The sequence below is a fragment of the Halomonas sp. Ps84H-12 genome (assembly GCF_024124725.1).
GTDB classification, from domain to species: Bacteria; Pseudomonadota; Gammaproteobacteria; order Pseudomonadales; family Halomonadaceae; genus Vreelandella; species Vreelandella aquamarina.
The window spans coordinates 16,237-32,200 of sequence record NZ_JAMXSJ010000015.1; the positions used below are offsets into that span (position 1 = coordinate 16,237).

15 protein-coding genes and 1 tRNA gene are annotated in these 15,964 nt (G+C 59.4%); 6 read left to right on the top strand and 10 right to left on the bottom strand.

From position 1 onward, the window contains the following. Positions 1 to 24: 24 nt before the first annotated feature. Positions 25 to 1,407 carry an FAD-binding oxidoreductase gene (locus NH344_RS09040; protein WP_058579885.1) on the top strand — a complete coding sequence of 461 codons (1,383 nt, stop codon included), beginning with the start codon at positions 25 to 27 and terminating at the stop codon, positions 1,405 to 1,407. A 25-nt stretch (positions 1,408 to 1,432) separates the two neighbouring features. Next, positions 1,433 to 2,557, top strand: a complete 1,125-nt coding sequence (locus NH344_RS09045; RefSeq protein WP_253027805.1) for an aminotransferase class I/II-fold pyridoxal phosphate-dependent enzyme — start codon at positions 1,433 to 1,435, stop codon at positions 2,555 to 2,557. A 28-nt stretch (positions 2,558 to 2,585) separates the two neighbouring features. Here the strand turns inward: NH344_RS09045 and NH344_RS09050 are convergent, their stop codons facing one another. From NH344_RS09050 to NH344_RS09095, 10 genes are all read right to left on the bottom strand, one after another. After that, a complete protein-coding gene (locus NH344_RS09050; protein WP_253027806.1) occupies positions 2,586 to 3,542 on the bottom strand; it encodes a branched-chain amino acid transaminase in 957 nt (318 codons plus the stop codon). Continuing rightward, on the bottom strand, positions 3,539 to 4,645 hold the full coding sequence (locus NH344_RS09055) for a class II histone deacetylase (RefSeq protein WP_253027807.1): 1,107 nt from the start codon (positions 4,643 to 4,645) through the stop codon (positions 3,539 to 3,541). The genes NH344_RS09050 and NH344_RS09055 overlap by 4 nt, the downstream gene beginning before the upstream one ends. Further along, complete coding sequence (locus tag NH344_RS09060; RefSeq protein ID WP_253027808.1) at positions 4,642 to 5,673, bottom strand: histone deacetylase family protein; 1,032 nt, start codon at positions 5,671 to 5,673, stop codon at positions 4,642 to 4,644. The genes NH344_RS09055 and NH344_RS09060 overlap by 4 nt, the downstream gene beginning before the upstream one ends. Positions 5,674 to 5,693: 20 nt before the next feature. Further along, the gene (locus NH344_RS09065; protein WP_253027809.1) at positions 5,694 to 6,968 is read right to left on the bottom strand and encodes a TRAP transporter large permease; all 1,275 of its coding nucleotides are present in this window, start codon (positions 6,966 to 6,968) and stop codon (positions 5,694 to 5,696) included. Beyond that, positions 6,965 to 7,510 (bottom strand): TRAP transporter small permease subunit, encoded by a 546-nt coding sequence (locus tag NH344_RS09070; RefSeq protein WP_253027810.1) that lies wholly within the window; start codon positions 7,508 to 7,510, stop codon positions 6,965 to 6,967. The genes NH344_RS09065 and NH344_RS09070 overlap by 4 nt, the downstream gene beginning before the upstream one ends. Before the next feature lie 54 nt (positions 7,511 to 7,564). Continuing rightward, the gene (gene dctP / locus NH344_RS09075) at positions 7,565 to 8,638 is read right to left on the bottom strand and encodes a TRAP transporter substrate-binding protein DctP (protein ID WP_253027811.1); all 1,074 of its coding nucleotides are present in this window, start codon (positions 8,636 to 8,638) and stop codon (positions 7,565 to 7,567) included. Between the two features lie 109 nt (positions 8,639 to 8,747). Next, the gene (locus tag NH344_RS09080; protein WP_089675748.1) at positions 8,748 to 9,689 is read right to left on the bottom strand and encodes an ornithine cyclodeaminase family protein; all 942 of its coding nucleotides are present in this window, start codon (positions 9,687 to 9,689) and stop codon (positions 8,748 to 8,750) included. 1 nt (position 9,690) lies between these two features. Continuing rightward, a complete protein-coding gene (locus NH344_RS09085; protein WP_054641707.1) occupies positions 9,691 to 10,047 on the bottom strand; it encodes a RidA family protein in 357 nt (118 codons plus the stop codon). 116 nt (positions 10,048 to 10,163) lie between these two features. Continuing rightward, complete coding sequence (locus NH344_RS09090) at positions 10,164 to 10,931, bottom strand: AraC family transcriptional regulator (protein WP_054641706.1); 768 nt, start codon at positions 10,929 to 10,931, stop codon at positions 10,164 to 10,166. 194 nt (positions 10,932 to 11,125) lie between these two features. Beyond that, a tRNA-Leu gene (locus NH344_RS09095) sits at positions 11,126 to 11,212 on the bottom strand. Positions 11,213 to 11,325: 113 nt separating this feature from the next. On the opposite strand from NH344_RS09095, the gene queA reads away from it, so the two are divergent. From queA to secD, 4 genes are all read left to right on the top strand, one after another. Next, entirely contained in the window at positions 11,326 to 12,357 is a 1,032-nt protein-coding gene (queA, locus tag NH344_RS09100) for a tRNA preQ1(34) S-adenosylmethionine ribosyltransferase-isomerase QueA (protein ID WP_137093022.1), read from the top strand. Between the two features lie 36 nt (positions 12,358 to 12,393). Continuing rightward, on the top strand, positions 12,394 to 13,539 hold the full coding sequence (gene tgt, locus NH344_RS09105; RefSeq protein ID WP_044628914.1) for a tRNA guanosine(34) transglycosylase Tgt: 1,146 nt from the start codon (positions 12,394 to 12,396) through the stop codon (positions 13,537 to 13,539). Positions 13,540 to 13,617: 78 nt separating this feature from the next. Further along, the gene (yajC, locus tag NH344_RS09110; RefSeq protein ID WP_044628915.1) at positions 13,618 to 13,944 is read left to right on the top strand and encodes a preprotein translocase subunit YajC; all 327 of its coding nucleotides are present in this window, start codon (positions 13,618 to 13,620) and stop codon (positions 13,942 to 13,944) included. Between the two features lie 135 nt (positions 13,945 to 14,079). Next, positions 14,080 to 15,933, top strand: a complete 1,854-nt coding sequence (secD, locus tag NH344_RS09115) for a protein translocase subunit SecD (RefSeq protein ID WP_253027812.1) — start codon at positions 14,080 to 14,082, stop codon at positions 15,931 to 15,933. The last annotated feature ends 31 nt before the right edge of the window (positions 15,934 to 15,964 follow it).

Below are 15,964 nucleotides of genomic sequence, written 5' to 3' on the forward strand. Positions count from 1 at the left end.
GACATGATAGGCGAAGGAACCCACATGCAAATACCCCTGGAAACGCTGCGCTCCATCGTTGGCGCGCCTCATGTATTGACCGGCGACGATGTGAGCAGTCGGCGTGAGGATTGGATGACCGGCGCCCCCTGCCAAGCAGGCGCCATCGTCCGTCCGGCGGATACCGAACAGCTCTCGGCGGTGATGCGCGCCTGCTATGAGGCAAGGCAGCCAATCGTGACTCACGGTGGTTTGACGGGGCTGGTGCATGGCGCCGAAGCTAGTCCTGACGAGCTGGTGATCTCCCTCGAACGCATGACGGCCATCGAAGAGATAGACCGCGTGGGCGGGACGCTGACCGTGCAAGCAGGAGCACCGCTGCAGCGGGTACAGGAAGCCGCCAGAGAGGTGGGCCTACAATTCCCGCTGGATTTGGGCGCGCGGGGCAGTTGCACCATCGGCGGCAATATCGCCACCAACGCTGGGGGCGTGCGGGTGATTCGTTACGGCATGATGCGCCAACAGGTGCTGGGGCTAGAGGCCGTGATGGCCGACGGCCGGGTGGTCAGCTCCATGAACCGGATGCTGAAGAACAACGCCGGGTTCGATTTAAAGCAGCTCTTCATCGGCAGCGAAGGCACGCTGGGTATCGTTACCCGCGCCGTGCTGCGCTTGCAGCCCCCGACGCCTTTTGAACAAACCGCCATGGTGGCCTGCCCCTCCTTCGACGCATTGACGGGGCTGCTCAGCCAGATGGGGAAAGCGCTGGGCGGCAGCTTGGGTGCTTTCGAAGTCATGTGGCAGAATCACTACCGCTTGCTGACGGAAACGCTTGGCCGCCACATGGCGCCGATTGCTCCTGAGCACCCTTTCTATGTGATCACCGAATCGCTAGGCAGCGATGCCGAGCGTAACGCTACCCAGTTCAGTGAAGCCCTGGAAAGCGCGCTAGAGAGCGGGCTGATCGTCGATGCTGTCTTGGCGCAGTCGAGCACCCAGCGCGACGGCCTATGGGCGATACGCGAGGATATCGAAGGCCTGGTCAAAGGCCTTGCCCCCGTATTGACCTTCGATATCAGCCTGCCGATTGCCGAGATGCAGCGCTATACCGATGCGCTGGAAGCGCAGTTAACCAAGCGCTGGCCTGACGCTCGGCTGGTAGTGTTTGGCCACTTAGGCGATGGCAACCTGCATATTTCCGTGAGTACAGGAAGTGCCGAGCTGTCGGTTCGCCGCGAAGTAGAAGCCATGGTTTATCAACCACTGGCCGCACTGGGCGGCTCGATCTCTGCCGAGCACGGTATCGGCCTGGAGAAGCGCCCCTGGCTAAGCACCTGCCGCTCTAGCGCGGAAATCGAACTGATGCAGACGCTAAAGCACGCGCTTGACCCACACCGACTACTGAATCGCGGTAAGATTTTAAGCTAACCACTTTTATATTTAGGATTCGCCCATGTCCTCGCATACAACGCCCCGCTACCCCGCGCACCTTACAGGCGAAGGCCCCGTAAACCCTTTTCCGGGGATCAAAGTGCTAGAGCGTAAACTGGGCCGGGAGCTTCCGCACCGGCTGGGCTCTAACGAGGGGTTAGATATGCCCCATCGCGCCCTGCGGGAGCACTTTGGCGATGCGGTGACGCAGCACGTTTACTGCTATGGCGATGCCGAGGCACTGGGGGTGCGCCAACGCTTGAGCGCACAGCAGAACATCCCCCTGGAGCACCTGCTGGTGGATGCCGGTGCCGATAGCCTGATTGCCCTGGCGCTGCGCACCACCTGCACGGCGGGCGATGCGGTGGTAAGCACCGCAGGCACCTACCCCACCTTCGGTTACTTCGCCCAAGGCCAGGGCTGCCGCTTGGTTGAACCCAGCTACCATGAAGCCCCCGGCGTACTCGCCCCGGATTTAGAAGCGCTGGCGGCGGCGGCTCATCAAGAAGATGCGCGGTTGGTGTACTTAGCGAACCCCGATAACCCCAGCGGCCACCTGCATAGCGATAGCGCGATTCTCAAGCTGCGCGAGGCGCTGCCGGAGGCGTGCTGGCTGCTGCTGGATGAGGCCTACGGCGATTTTCGTGACGACGCGGGCAGCGAGTTTCTCGGCAAAGCGCTGCCGGGGGTGATTCGCCTGCGTACGCTCTCCAAAGCCCACGGCCTTGCCGGGATGCGTATTGGCTACGCGATTGCCGAGGCTGACGTGCTGGCGATGATGATGAAAGTGCGTATTCACTACGCGGTGTCGTCGTTCACCCAGGCCGCGGCTGAAGTCGTGCTCGATCACCCTGAGGAAGTACAGCAGCACATTGAAGCGGTAAAAGCCCGCCGCGAACAGCTGGCGCTGCACTTTATCGGCTTGGGTGCCGACGTGCTCCCCAGCGCGACTAACTTCATCGGCATTCGGCTCTCCAGCGCGGAATTGGCAGCGGCGGTTCATCAAGAGCTGCTGGCTGAGGGCGTATTGGTTGCCCGCCTCGCCCACCCGGAACTGGCCAACGTAATTCGTATTACGGCAGTGGAAGCAGCGCTGGAACCTGGTAGGTTAGCCGCGCTGGAGAAGGCGATTCAGCAGCACGGCTAGCGACGCTTGCCCCGGGGCTATTTCAAGGTTATGCCGGGGTTAACCAGTGCTGGTAAGCCTTTAACTCGCCACGCACCGCTTTGCGGTAGAGATGCTGCAGCTGAGCCGTCACGCTATTAGCCGCAATCGGCTCGCTGGGTGGCGGTGCCCCGGCGCGAGTGCCAACTCTGCGCCCATCCAACTCCCTCAGCGGCAGAATTTCGGCGGCGGTGCCGGTTAAAAAGGCTTCATCAGCGGTGTAGAGCTCATCGCGAGTAATCCGCCGCTCTTTCACCTCAATGCCTAACACATCCCGAGCCAGTTGAATGACGCTATCGCGGGTGATGCCCTGCAGGCAGGAGGTCACTTCTGGGGTGTGTAGCACGCCGTCGCGCAGTAAAAAGACGTTCGCCGCCGAAGCCTCGGCCACATAGCCTTCGGGGTCAAGCATGATGGTTTCATCAAAACCCGCTTTGACTGCCGTGTTGAGCGCCAGCATCGAATTCACGTAGTGGCCGCTGGTTTTAGCGCGGCACAGGCTGATATTGACGTGGTGGCGCGCCCAGGAAGAAGTTAGAGCGCGCAGGCCATGGGACGCCGCGAGAGGGGAAATGTAGGGCCCTAAATCCCAGGCGGCAATCATCACATGGGTGGTTAGCCCTTGGGCGCGCAACCCCAGGCCTTCCGCACCTAGAAAAACGGTGGGCTTTAAATAAGCGCTGCTTAACTCGTTCTTAGTCAGGCTTTCGCGCTGGGCATCAATCAGTTCGGCTTCGCTAAACGGCAGTGGGATATCCAGCGCGTGGGCGCTCTCCACTAGCCTGCGGGTATGTTCCGCCACCCGAAACAGCTGCGAGCCTTGCGCCCCCGCGTAGGCACGCACGCCCTCAAAACAGCCCATGCCGTAGTGCAGCGTATGGGTGAATACATGTACCTTGGCATCCCGCCATGCTAGCCACTGGCCATCCTGCCAGATCCAGCCGTCACGATCATAAAGCGGTGTCATCGGGTTGTTTGCTCCCACTGTTGGTGCCAGCCATCGATTAACGCCTGCTGGTGGGGCTGCAGCGCTTGATAGCCCCAGGCGGCAATTTCGTCGTTTTGCGGATCGAATACAGCAGTGTTGCTGCCCGCGAGGGTTTGGATGACCGCATGGCCGCAGAGCGGCACATAGCCTTCGGAGTAGCCGCCTTCATGCACCACCACCAGCTTTCCGTTGCAGCAGCGCTCTGCCACGGCCTTGACTTGGGCGGTCATGGTGGCGAAGGCTTGGCTGTTGAGCAGCATCTTGCCTAGCGGGTCTTTGGCGCAGGCATCATAGCCACAGGCCACCACGATCAGGTCGGGCTTGAACGCTTCCAGCGCGGGCAGCACCACTGTTTCCATGGCATACGCGTAGGCCCCAAGGCCACAGCCTGGGGGCAGCGGCAGGTTAAGGTTAGCGCCTACCCCAGCCCCTTCGCCCTGCTCGTCGAAACCACCGGTTTCCAGCGGGTAGTTGGCCGCTTGGTGTATCGAAACGGTGAAGACATCGGGGTCGTGATAGAACGCCGCCTGCTGGCCATTGCCGTGGTGAACATCCCAATCGAGTATCGCCACCCGTTTGACTTGGCCTAGCGCGCGGGCACGCATCACCGCGACGGGGATATTGCCTAACAAGCAGAATCCTCGGCCCTGGTCGGCTTCGGCATGGTGGCCCGGCGGGCGGCATAGCGCATAGGCGTTATTCACGTCGCCCAGTGCCACGGCCTCCACAGCGGCGATGGCTAGCCCCGCTGAGTGAGTCGCCGCCGCCCAGCTGCCGGGCATGTATGGTGCGCAGTCGCCGCCGTTGCCGCCCCGTGCTTTATCCCCTGCTTGCAGTTCATCTAAATAACGCGGGGTGTGAAAGCGAAGCAGGTCTGGCGGCGTGGCGGCAGGCGGCTTCACTACGTGAAGCTCATCAATCAGCCCGCTCACTTCCAGAATATTCTTCAGCCGCCGCTTGCTCTCTGGGCTTTCGGAGGCGGCTTGGGGCTGCAAGAACTCGCCGGGCGCAGAAAACACGCCAATAGCCCCCTGGTCGTGCCAAAAGCAGCGTTCGTGCCAGTAAAAGCCGGTGCTGCTCATGCGGTAATCCCTTGCATAAAGGCCGCTAGGTTGGCGCTTAAATGCTCGGTGGGGTAGCCGCCTTCCTGCACAATCACCATGGGTAGCGAGAGCGCTGCCAAGCGTTTGCCTACCTCGATAAACGCCTCGGTTTCCACGTTAAGGCCCGCTAGTGGGTCCTCTTTATGGGCGTCTAGTCCGAGTGCCACCACTACCGCATCCGGCTCAAAGCGCTGCAGATGGTCGATCAGGATCGCCAGCGCATCTAAATAGACCTCGCCATCGCTGCCTACCGGCAGGGGGAGATTGACGTTGGCCCCCACACCTTCGTCACTGCCCTCTTCGTCGGCACCGCCCCAGAAAAACGGGTAAAAATCACTGGGGTCGGCGTGCAGCGAACCGGTCCATACATCGCTTCTGGCGTAGAAAATATCCTGAGTGCCGTTACCGTGGTGTAGGTCTACATCGATAATCGCCACCTTGGCAAAGCGTTCACGCAGCACGGTGGCGGCCAGCGCCGAATTGTTGAGCAAGCAAAAGCCGCCGGCGCGTTCTGGCCCGGCGTGGTGGCCCGGCGGGCGGCACAGCGCATAGGTAATCGCTTCTCCGTCTAGCACCGCTTCTGCTGCCGCCTCTGCGGTGGCGGCCGAGGCCAGCGCGCCTTGAAAACTGGTTGCGCTGAGCGGGCAGGCCATATCGTGCAGGTGCCAGCCCGCTTGCCCAATCGGGTGGCGGGGGTAGTGGTGGCCGCCGCCGCAGGGGTGAATGTTGGGTGCCACGAACTCTGCAGCATTGGGCAGCGCCTGCCAGCGGGTATAGATGGTCTCTAGAAATGTTAAATAACGCGGCGTGTGAATCTGCTCCAGGCGTTTACGCAGCCTGGGAGAGTCCACTTCCTCCGGGGCAGTGAGCACTAAGCCAGCCTTTGCTAACCCCTGCGTCAGTAGCTCGGCACGCACCGGGCCTTCTGGCGAGGCGGCGGGCTGGCCGCGTAGCAGAAACGTGGGGGGCGCATGCAACGCTTGGTCTGGGTGATAAAAACACTTCATGAGTCGCAGTCCTTAGCTGGTCACAGCAGTGACGGTATCCAGGTGGAGAGCGCCGGGAAGGCCGCCAGCAGCACAATCACTACCAAAAACGAGATGTAAAACGGCAGCGATGCTACGATGGCCCGTTCGTAGGGCACCTCCGCTATTCGCGCGGCGGTCATTAGCGTCATCCCCACCGGCGGTGTAACGTTAGAGATATTGAGCACCACAATCATCAGAATAGCGAAGTGAAGCGGATCAAAGCCAAGCTGAATCATCGCGGGCACCAGCACCGGCGCGATAACCACCAGCGCGGGCAGTACGTCCATCACCGTTCCCACCACTAGCAGCAGCAGGCAGACCAGCATTAGCTGCACAAAGGCCGCGTCGCTAAAGGTGGTGATGATACTGGCTGCATCCCGTGCGATGCCTGAACGGGTCACAAACCAGCCTAGCACCGCCGAGGTGGCCAGTAGGAAAAACACCACCCCGGAAAAGCGCACCGTCGTGACGAGCGCATCCCATATTTTTCGCCAGGTCAGGTTCCGGTAGAACACCACGCCGATCACGATGGCGTACACCGCCGCAAACCCCGACGCTTCGGTGATGGTGGTTAGGCCTGAGAGAATGCCGCCTAGAATAATCATCGGCACCACCAACGCGGGCAGCGCCAGCACAAACGACATGATCGCCATCTTAAACGGCGTGGGTGCTTGTTTTGGGTAGTTGCGCTTCCAGGCTAAAAAGAAGCTGACACCCAACAATGCTGCGGCCATCAGCAAGCCAGGAATAATGCCACCGGCAAACAGGTCGATGACCGAAATATCCCGCAGCAGCGTGGCGTAAACCACCATCACCACGCTGGGGGGAATAATCGGCCCAATGATCGAAGAGCACGCGGTCACCGCTGCGGCATACTCCGCATCGTAGCCCTGCTTTTTCATCTCGGGGATCATGATTTTGCCGATGGCCACCGTATCGGTCACCGCTGCCCCCGTTAGGCCCGCAAAAAACACCGACACCGAGATATTTACATGGGAGAGCGAGCCCCGCACCCGTCCAAACAGCGCATTGTTGAAGGCGATCAGTTTGTGGGTCAGCCCACCCTGGTTCATTAGCTCTGCGGTGAAAATAAAGTAGGGCACGGCAATCAGCAGAAAGCCGGAGACGCCAGAGAACATGCGGTCGGCGATGATGCCGAGCATGCGCTCGCCGCCAATCGCAAAACCGCCCGCCAACCCAGACATCGCCATCACAACCGCCACCGGCGCGCCAATAAACAGCAGTACAACAAACGCAATAATCGCAGGCGTCATGAGCGGTGCTCCCCATCAGCGGTGTCGATAAGCTCGCCAATCACGTCCTGCTCATCAATAAAATGTTCCAGCAGTGCAAACCCATGTACCAAGTGCAGCAGCATTATCACACCGCTTATTGGCACCACAATGGCAGTGACCTTGCTAGGAATGCGGATTTGGTCGGACACCATGTACACCTGGGTGGCGCTGGTAAAATAGTCCCAGCCGTACCAGGTGAGCATGAGCGCAAATAGGCCAATAACGCCCAAACTCAGCCCGGCGGCCACCTGTACCATCACTTTAGGCAGGCTGCGCACCAGCAGCGTCATGGCGACGTGTTCGCCGTAGCGCAGTGAAATCGTCATGGAAAGAAAACCAATCCAGGGCAAAAACAGCCGCGCCAGCGAGTAGGTCCAGCTCAGCGTACTGCCCGTGATCAGTTTGTACAAAAATGCGGTAAAAGAGATGCCTAGCATCGCCAAAATACAGCCTACACACACCACGATAGCGGCCTGATTCACCAGGTCGCTTAAGCGGCGCAAAGGAGTTAAAACGCCCATGGCTTTTTCCTCACGCTGGGGCGCATGACCCCAGCGTTGATCAATCGCTTACCGTTATTGTCCGTAAATCCGCAGGTCATCTTCCGCTAGCTGCTGGCCCACGCGCTCCACTTCATCCAACAGGCCCTGCACCCGCGCCTCGTCCATCCCGAAGTCATTCACGATCCACGCCTGCCAAGCGGGGCGGGCCACTTCGGCCATGCGCTCACGTTCGGCATCGGGCATCAGGTAGCAGGCTTCAAAGCGTTCGCAGGATTCGACCCAGCTTGCGGTGGCTAACGCGCCCGACATGCCGTGGCTGAGCTGAATGGCCTCACGCGCCGAGCTAATCACCGCCTGCTGATGCGTTTCCGGCAGCGATTGGTACCAGGACTCGCTCACCACCCAAGGCGCGCTGTTGTACACATGCCCGGTGAGGGTGGTGTAGTCGGTCACTGCATCGAAATTGAAGGTGGTATTAAGGACCGGCGCGTTGAACTGACCATCGGCTAAGCCGGTTTCCAGCGCGGTGATCAGCTCGCCCCAGGGCAGCGGCGTCGCGGAGGCCCCTAACGAGCGCATGATGGCGACGTGGGCCGGGTTCTCTTCGGTGCGGATATTGAGCCCTTCTAGATCTTCCAGGGTTTCGATCAAACGGACGTTATTGGTAAAGGCTACGAAGCCGCCGCCATCATCGAAGGTGCCTAGGTAGCGCATGCTCGCGGCATCCACGGTGCCCGACATAAAGTCAGCAAACCACTCACTATCAAAGAACGTCCACGCTTGCCGCCAGCTGGTAAATAGGAACGGTGCGGTCACCGCTTGGTAGTCGCCATAGAACGACGACATGGCCCCTGCGGACATGATGGTGGACTGCAACGTACGGCCGCCCTGCACTTCCGAGCCATTTTCTACTTCAGAGCCGAGCTGGCCGCCGCCGAAGATAGTGACTTCAAGATCCCCATCGGTACGGGCTTCGACGAGATTTTTAAAATGCACCAGCGCCGGATAGATTTCGTTATTGCTCATATCCTCCGGTAGCTGGGTGGCGATCACCATTTCATAGGATTGGGCTTGGGCTGTGGCGCTAGCCACTGCCAGCGGAAGTGCCGCGAGGGCAGTGAAGAGCAAAGAGCGATTAGCGTTCATAACACACCTCGTTTTGGTTATTAATGGTCTTCGTTATGACTGGCGTTGCAGTGCTACGGGCGTGGTGGCCTTTATTGTTGTTGTACGGCCAGACCTGTAGCGTGATTTATCAGTGATGTTTAGGCAGTGATTCCCATAGTTCAATCGCGGCTGCGAGATCCTCCAGGGAGGCCCCTACCGATTTAAACAGCGTGATAGCGTCTTTATCCGAGCGCCCAGGTTTAGCACCGGTTAACACCTCAGCAAGCTCCGCTTGGATGTGCTCAAACTGGAACTCACCCTCATCAATCGCTTGCAGAATATCTCCTGCCTCACCTTTTGCACCGGCGTAGGTATCCACAAATACTTGTGAGCGACGCAAGCAAAGCGCATCGGTTTCTCGCATTTGCGGCCGAAACGCGCCAATTAAATCGACGTGAGTTCCGGGGGTTAGCCACTCCCCTTTGATGATGGGTTGGGTGGAGAGCGTCACGCAACTGACAATATCTGCCTCCGCCACGGCGGCGGGTAATGCTTCTACTACTTGGGTATCAAAACGGCTTGCGTACTCCTCAGCAATCTCCGTTGCCTTGCTGGGGTTACGTCCCCAGATCAGCACGCGCTTGATCGGCCGCACGCTGGCGTGGGCTTCGATCACCATAGGGGCCAGCTTGCCTGTGCCCACGACCAACAGCGTTTCGGCGTCTTCATTGGCTAACGCTTGGGCGGCCAGCGCAGAGGCAGCGGCGGTACGGCGGCGGGTTAATTCACTGCCATCGATACAGGCCAGCGGCTGGCCGTGCTTGCCTTCACTGAGCAGGTAAAGCCCGGAAATAGCGGGAATACCGTGCTCGGCGTTTTGCGGAAACACGTTGACCATTTTCACACCAATATAGCCAGCGGCTTCCCAGGCGGGCATCAGCAGCATGGTGGCTTCACCATCTGGCCGGTACATGGCGTGATGGTGGCGAGGAGGCGACTCTACCCCGTTCACAAAGGTGTGCCGTAAGCGGTCAATGACTCCCTGCCAAGTTAAGTATTGCGCGACTTCCGCTGCCGAGACGACCTGCATATCAAGCCTCCAGCAGCGCAGCGATGACCATGATTTCCACCTTCCACTCAGGCTTGGCCAGCTTGGCTTCCACGGCGGCGCGCACCGGCGGGCGGCCAGGCACTACCCAGGCATCCCAAGCTTGGTTCATTTGATCGAACTCCGCCATGCTGGTGACCCACACTTGAGCAGAAATTAGGTGCTCTTTGGATGTCCCCGCTTGCACCAGCAGTTGGTCGATACGTGCAAGCACTTGCTCAGTTTGCCCACGCATATCGGCGGTGGTATCCGTTGGCACTTGGCCTGCGAGGTATACCGTGCCGTTATGAATCGCCACTTGGCTCATGCGAGTATTGCTGTCTTGATAGGTCACGCCCATGGGGTCTCTCCAAGGAAGGTGGGGATCCTCTTGAGACTACGACGATGCAAAAGGGTGTGCTTGCCCGAAACTCTGGCAAATTTGCCCGCAAGTCAGGCAGGCAGCGTGTTCAGGCGTTATCTGTCAGAAGAGGGGGAAATCTCAAAGTAACGACGATAGGCGCGGGAGAAGCTGCCTTGGTCGCGAAAGCCCACCAGCATGGCAATGTGGCCAAGACTCAGCGCGCTATGGCGAACCATCGTGCGCGCATGATCTAACCGCCTGCGCTGTACATAGGCCAGCGGCGTCACCCCGGTTAATTCACGAAAGCAGCTATAAAAGTGCCCAGGGCTTAATGCACACAGGGCCGCTAGCTGCTCAACGCGCACTTCATCCGCCAAATGTTGGTCTAGCCAGGCATCCAACCGCTCTAGATCAAGCCGCTCACTGATACAGCGCACCCCGAGCTGGTCGGCCGTCTGTTTTGGCGCGTCTTGCAGGTACATATAGAGCGCCCGCAGTAGCAACACAGCGATCTCATTTTGCAGTGCTGGGCATTGGTCAAGCTGATGCGCAAGCGCATGGGTGAGCTGATTTAAAGCAGGTGGAACGGTAAAGAAACGCGGCTTATCGAATAAGCGCTCAATCTCACTACCCTTTTCCAAGGTGGCTAAGTGCTGCACAGGGATATCCAGCACCAGCGTTCGATTGCTGCCATCGCCTTGATACTCGTGATGGCGCGACGAAGGGATCAAACAGCCACGGCGAGCGGTGACCCGCCCCCCTTGGCCTTCCATGGCAAGCTCGGTAACGCCACACGTCGCCAGGATTAGCTGGTGGAAATCGTGGGAGTGCGCCACCTGCTCTGGGGCCAAATTGCGGCTATGCAGCTCAAACTGGGCCATGGGCATACCGTTAAATGGATACTAGAAATAAGCCTTCACTATAAAACGGCTAAACGCATAATAACCAGCACCACACCAACTAAAAACTAACGCAAGGCGCTAGCAACCAAGCTCCTACCGCGACTAGCCTGTAGAAAAACAAGATCATCGCGCATAAAAAAAGGGCCTAGCGATAAACACTAGGCCCTTGAATTTGGTGCCGGTGGCCAGACTCGAACTGGCACACCCGTAAAGGCGGCGGATTTTGAATCCGCTGCGTCTACCAATTCCGCCACACCGGCAATGGAGGCGAATTATACGCAGATCGCCCGTCAAGTCAATCATATCGCTGACTTTATCGACCTAAAGCGCTATCCTAGGCGGCTTGTTTGACCACTGAAAAGAGCTTATTCACATGCAGCGTGCGGACTTCCATTTCGAGCTACCCGATGAGCTAATTGCCCGCTATCCGTCCGAGCAGCGCAGTGATTGCCGCTTACTGTGTGTGGATGGTCAAAGCGGCGCGCTGGCTCATCGCCGCTTTCCTGACCTGCTGGACCTACTTGAGCCGGGCGACCTGCTGGTGTTTAACGATACCCGCGTGATTCCCGCCCGCCTGCATGGCCATAAGGCCAGCGGCGGCAAGGTAGAAATGCTGCTGGAGCGCCCGCTGGATAGCCACCGGGGGCTGGCGCATATCCGCTCAAGCAAGTCGCCCAAGCCGGGCACTGAGCTGATTTTCGAAGGCGACATCCACGCCGTGGTCGAAGGCCGCCGCGACGCCCTATTCGAGCTGCGCTTTTTAGGCGACACGCCAATGATCGCGCTGCTGGAAAAGCACGGCCATATGCCGCTGCCGCCCTATATCACCCGGGAAGACGAGCTGAGCGACCGCGAGCGCTACCAAACCGTCTACGCCCGCCGCGATGGTGCCGTTGCGGCACCTACCGCTGGCCTTCACTTCGACCAGCCGCTGCTGGACGCCCTAGCCGAAAAAGGCATCAACAGTGCTTTCGTGACGCTGCACGTTGGTGCGGGCACCTTCCAGCCGGTGCGGGTGGACAACATCCTCGAACACCACATGCACAGCGAGTGGATCGAGGTGACCGACTCGACCTGCCAACAGATTCGCGAGACGCAAGCCGCCGGTAAACGCGTGATCGCCGTGGGAACGACGAGCGTTCGCTGCCTGGAGAGCGCTTGCATGAAAAGTAGCGATGGCCAGATAGCGCCGTTCAGTGGCGATACCGACATCTTCATTTACCCCGGCTACGAGTGGCGCTGCGTGGATGCTCTGATTACCAATTTCCATCTACCCGAATCCACCCTATTGATGCTGGTATCGGCGTTCGCGGGCTATGAGCACATCATGCAGGCCTACCGCACGGCAGTTGAAGAGCGCTACGCCTTCTTCAGCTACGGCGATGCGATGCTGCTGACCCGCTAACCGACGCGCTTACCGATTGAACAACGAGTTATTGTGATGCGAAACGAATGCTTTATGCGCTTTGAGCGCCTAGCCGAGGATGGCCGCGCGCGTCGTGGCCGTTTGCACTTCCCCCGTGGCACGGTGGAAACCCCTGCGTTCATGCCGGTCGGCACCTACGGCACGGTCAAGGGCATGACGCCCGAGTCGGTCAAAGAGATTGGCGCCGAGATCATCCTGGGCAACACCTTTCACCTCTGGCTGCGCCCCGGCACCGATGTGATCGAAGCCCACGGCGACCTCCACGACTTTGCCCAGTGGGATAAACCAATCCTCACCGACTCCGGCGGCTTCCAAGTGTTCTCACTGGGCGAAATGCGCAAGATTACCGAGCAGGGCGTGCATTTTCGCTCGCCGGTGGATGGCAGCAAAGTGTTCATGGGGCCGGAAGAGTCCATGGCGGTTCAGCGCTCGCTGGGCTCTGACGTGGTGATGATCTTTGACGAGTGCACCCCCTACCCGGCCACCTTTGAGGAGGCCGAAAAATCCATGGAGCTGTCGCTGCGCTGGGCCAAGCGCTCCCGCGATGCCCACGGCGACTCGCCCTCTGCCCTGTTCGGCATCATCCAGGGCGGCATGCACCCAGAGCTGCGTGAGCGCTCGCTCAAGGGGCTTTTGGAGATCGGCTTCGATGGCTTGGCCATTGGCGGCCTCTCGGTGGGCGAGCCCAAAGAGGAGATGATCAAGGTCCTCGACTACCTACCCACTTGGATGCCCGACGACACGCCCCGTTACTTGATGGGCGTGGGCAAGCCAGAAGACCTCGTCGAAGGCGTACGTCGCGGGGTGGACATGTTCGACTGTGTGATGCCCACGCGTAACGCGCGTAACGGCCACCTGTTCACCTCCGAAGGCACCGTCAAGATCCGCAACGCCAAGCACCGTTTCGATACCCGTCCGCTGGATGAAGAGTGCGATTGCCACACCTGTCAGAACTTCTCCCGTGGCTATCTGCACCACCTGGATCGCTGCAATGAAATGCTCGGTTCCATGCTCAATACCATCCATAACTTGCGCTACTACCAGCGGGTGATGGCTGATTTGCGCGCGGCAATCGAAGCGGGTACATTGACGACCTTTGTGGAAAGCTTCTACGCAAGGCGCGGCCTCCCGGTGCCACCCCTTGCGGGCGCTGAGTCCTAATCCTTTTATGGCCGCCCGCCGTTGCGGGTGGCATGACCCACTCACCCATTGAGTGTTCTAACCCAGGAGTTCCCTGCAATGCTGGATTTCTTCATCTCACCAGCCCATGCCCAAGAAGCCGCCGCTGGCGGTGGCATCGCGCAAATCGTCATGCTGGTCGGCTTCGTGCTGATCTTTTACTTCCTGCTGTGGCGTCCGCAAGCCAAACGTGCCAAGCAGCACAAGCAGTTGGTATCGGGTCTAGCCAAGGGCGATGAAGTCGTGATTGGCGGCGGTTTGGTTGGCCGCGTGACCAAAGTCAGCGACGAGTTCCTGACCCTGGAAGTCTCTGAAGGTACCGAAGTCAACGTGCAGAAGAACGCCGTGGCTGCCGTACTGCCTAAAGGCACCATTAAGTCCATCTAACGCTTGCACTCCCCCCCTGCCGACCCAGTGCCAGCCACCCCGGCAGGGGTGACATGGTAGCGTCGATGGTGAACGTTGCTGTGCCCAGCCTGTCTGTGCACAGCGATTCCGTTTGTAATTGAAGGCAGGGCTTGCATGCTCAACCGTTACCCCCTGTGGAAGTATCTGCTGATACTGGTCGTCCTGGTGGCTGGCCTTATCTACTCGCTTCCCAATCTATTCCCCGCAGATCCCGCCATTCAGGTTAGCGATGCCCAAGGCAACGCCCTGGATGAACGGCAAATTACCCGCGTTGAAGAAGCGCTCAGCGAGCGCGATATCGCCGTCAAAGCCGTTGAAGAGAACAATGGTCAATGGCTGATTCGTCTGCAAAGCGACGATGACCAGCTCGACGCGCGGGATATTGCCGCCGAAGTGCTTGGCCCCAACGCGACCGTGGCGCTCAACCTTGCCGATGCGACACCTGGCTGGCTGCAAGCTTTTTCTGCTTCCCCGATGACGCTGGGCCTTGATTTACGCGGTGGCGTTCACTTCCTACTGGAAGTGGATATGGACGCCGCGCTGGCCCAGCGCCTTGAGGTGAACGCCAGCGCCATCCGCGAACTGCTGCGCAGCGAGCGTATTCGCTACCGCAACACCACCATCGACGACCGCTCGCTGTCGATCGACTTCGCCAGCAGCGAAGACCGCGACGCCGCCCGCCGTTTGATCAGTCGCGACTTCCCCAACTTCGAATACACCAGCGAAGGGGATGGCCGCGCTTCGAGCCTGGTCATGACGCTGAGCGATGTCACGGTCAACGAAATTCAGGATTACGCGATCAACCAGAACTTGACCACGCTGCGCAACCGCGTGAACGAGCTAGGCGTGGCCGAGCCCATGGTACAGCGCCAAGGGCCGAGCCAAATCGTGGTCGAGCTACCCGGCGTACAGGACACCGTGGCCGCCAAGCGGATCGTCGGTGCGACGGCCAACCTCGAGTTTCGTCTCGAGGCGCGCCACGATACACCGGATGCCGAAACCGAACGCTTCGAGTTTCGTAACGACCCGGCCCGCTCAGCGGAGCTGATGCGCGATGTGATCATTACTGGTGACAGCGTTTCCAGCGCCAGCAACAGCTTCGACGAAAACGGTCGCCCTCAGGTCAACATCAACCTGGACGGCACCGGCGGTACGCTGATGAACCGCGCCACGCGCACCAACATTGGCCGCAATATGGCGGTGCTGTTTATCGAGCATAAGAGCGAAGACCGCATCGAAGTCGATCCGGAAACCGGCGAAGAGACCATTGTTCGCGAACCGTATACCGAGCGCGGCCTGATCAGCTTGGCGACCATTCAAAGTGCACTGGGCAACAGCTTCCGCATCACCGGCCTTGATTCCCCCACCGAAGCCGCCGAACTCGCTCTGCTGCTGCGTTCCGGCTCGCTCGCCGCGCCGATTTACTTCGTGCAAGAGCGCACCATTGGACCAAGCCTAGGCGCTGAAAACATCGAGCGCGGCTTGCTATCGGTGCAGATCGGCCTGCTGCTAGTCGTGCTGTTTATGCTGGTGCGCTACAAGGTATTCGGCGTTTTTGCCAACATCGCCCTGGCGCTCAACCTCACACTGCTAGTCGCCGTGATGTCGATGCTGGGCGCTACGCTCACGCTACCCGGTATTGCCGGTATCGTGTTGACGCTGGGCATGGCGGTGGACGCCAACGTGCTTATCTTTGAGCGGATACGCGAAGAACTGCGCAACGGCATGTCGATTCAGCAAGCTATTTACGCGGGTTATGAACGGGCGTTCACCTCGATTGTGGATGCCAACATCACCACGCTGCTGGTGGCGGTGATTCTGTTCTCGATTGGCACCGGCCCGGTAAAAGGCTTTGCCGTTACGCTCTCTATCGGCATTTTGACGTCGATGTTCACTGCGCTGCTGGTCACGCGCGCCATGGTCAATCTGGCCTACGGTGGCAAGCACGTCAAAAAGCTGTGGATCTGATATCGATGAGATCACAACACGCGCTCAGCAC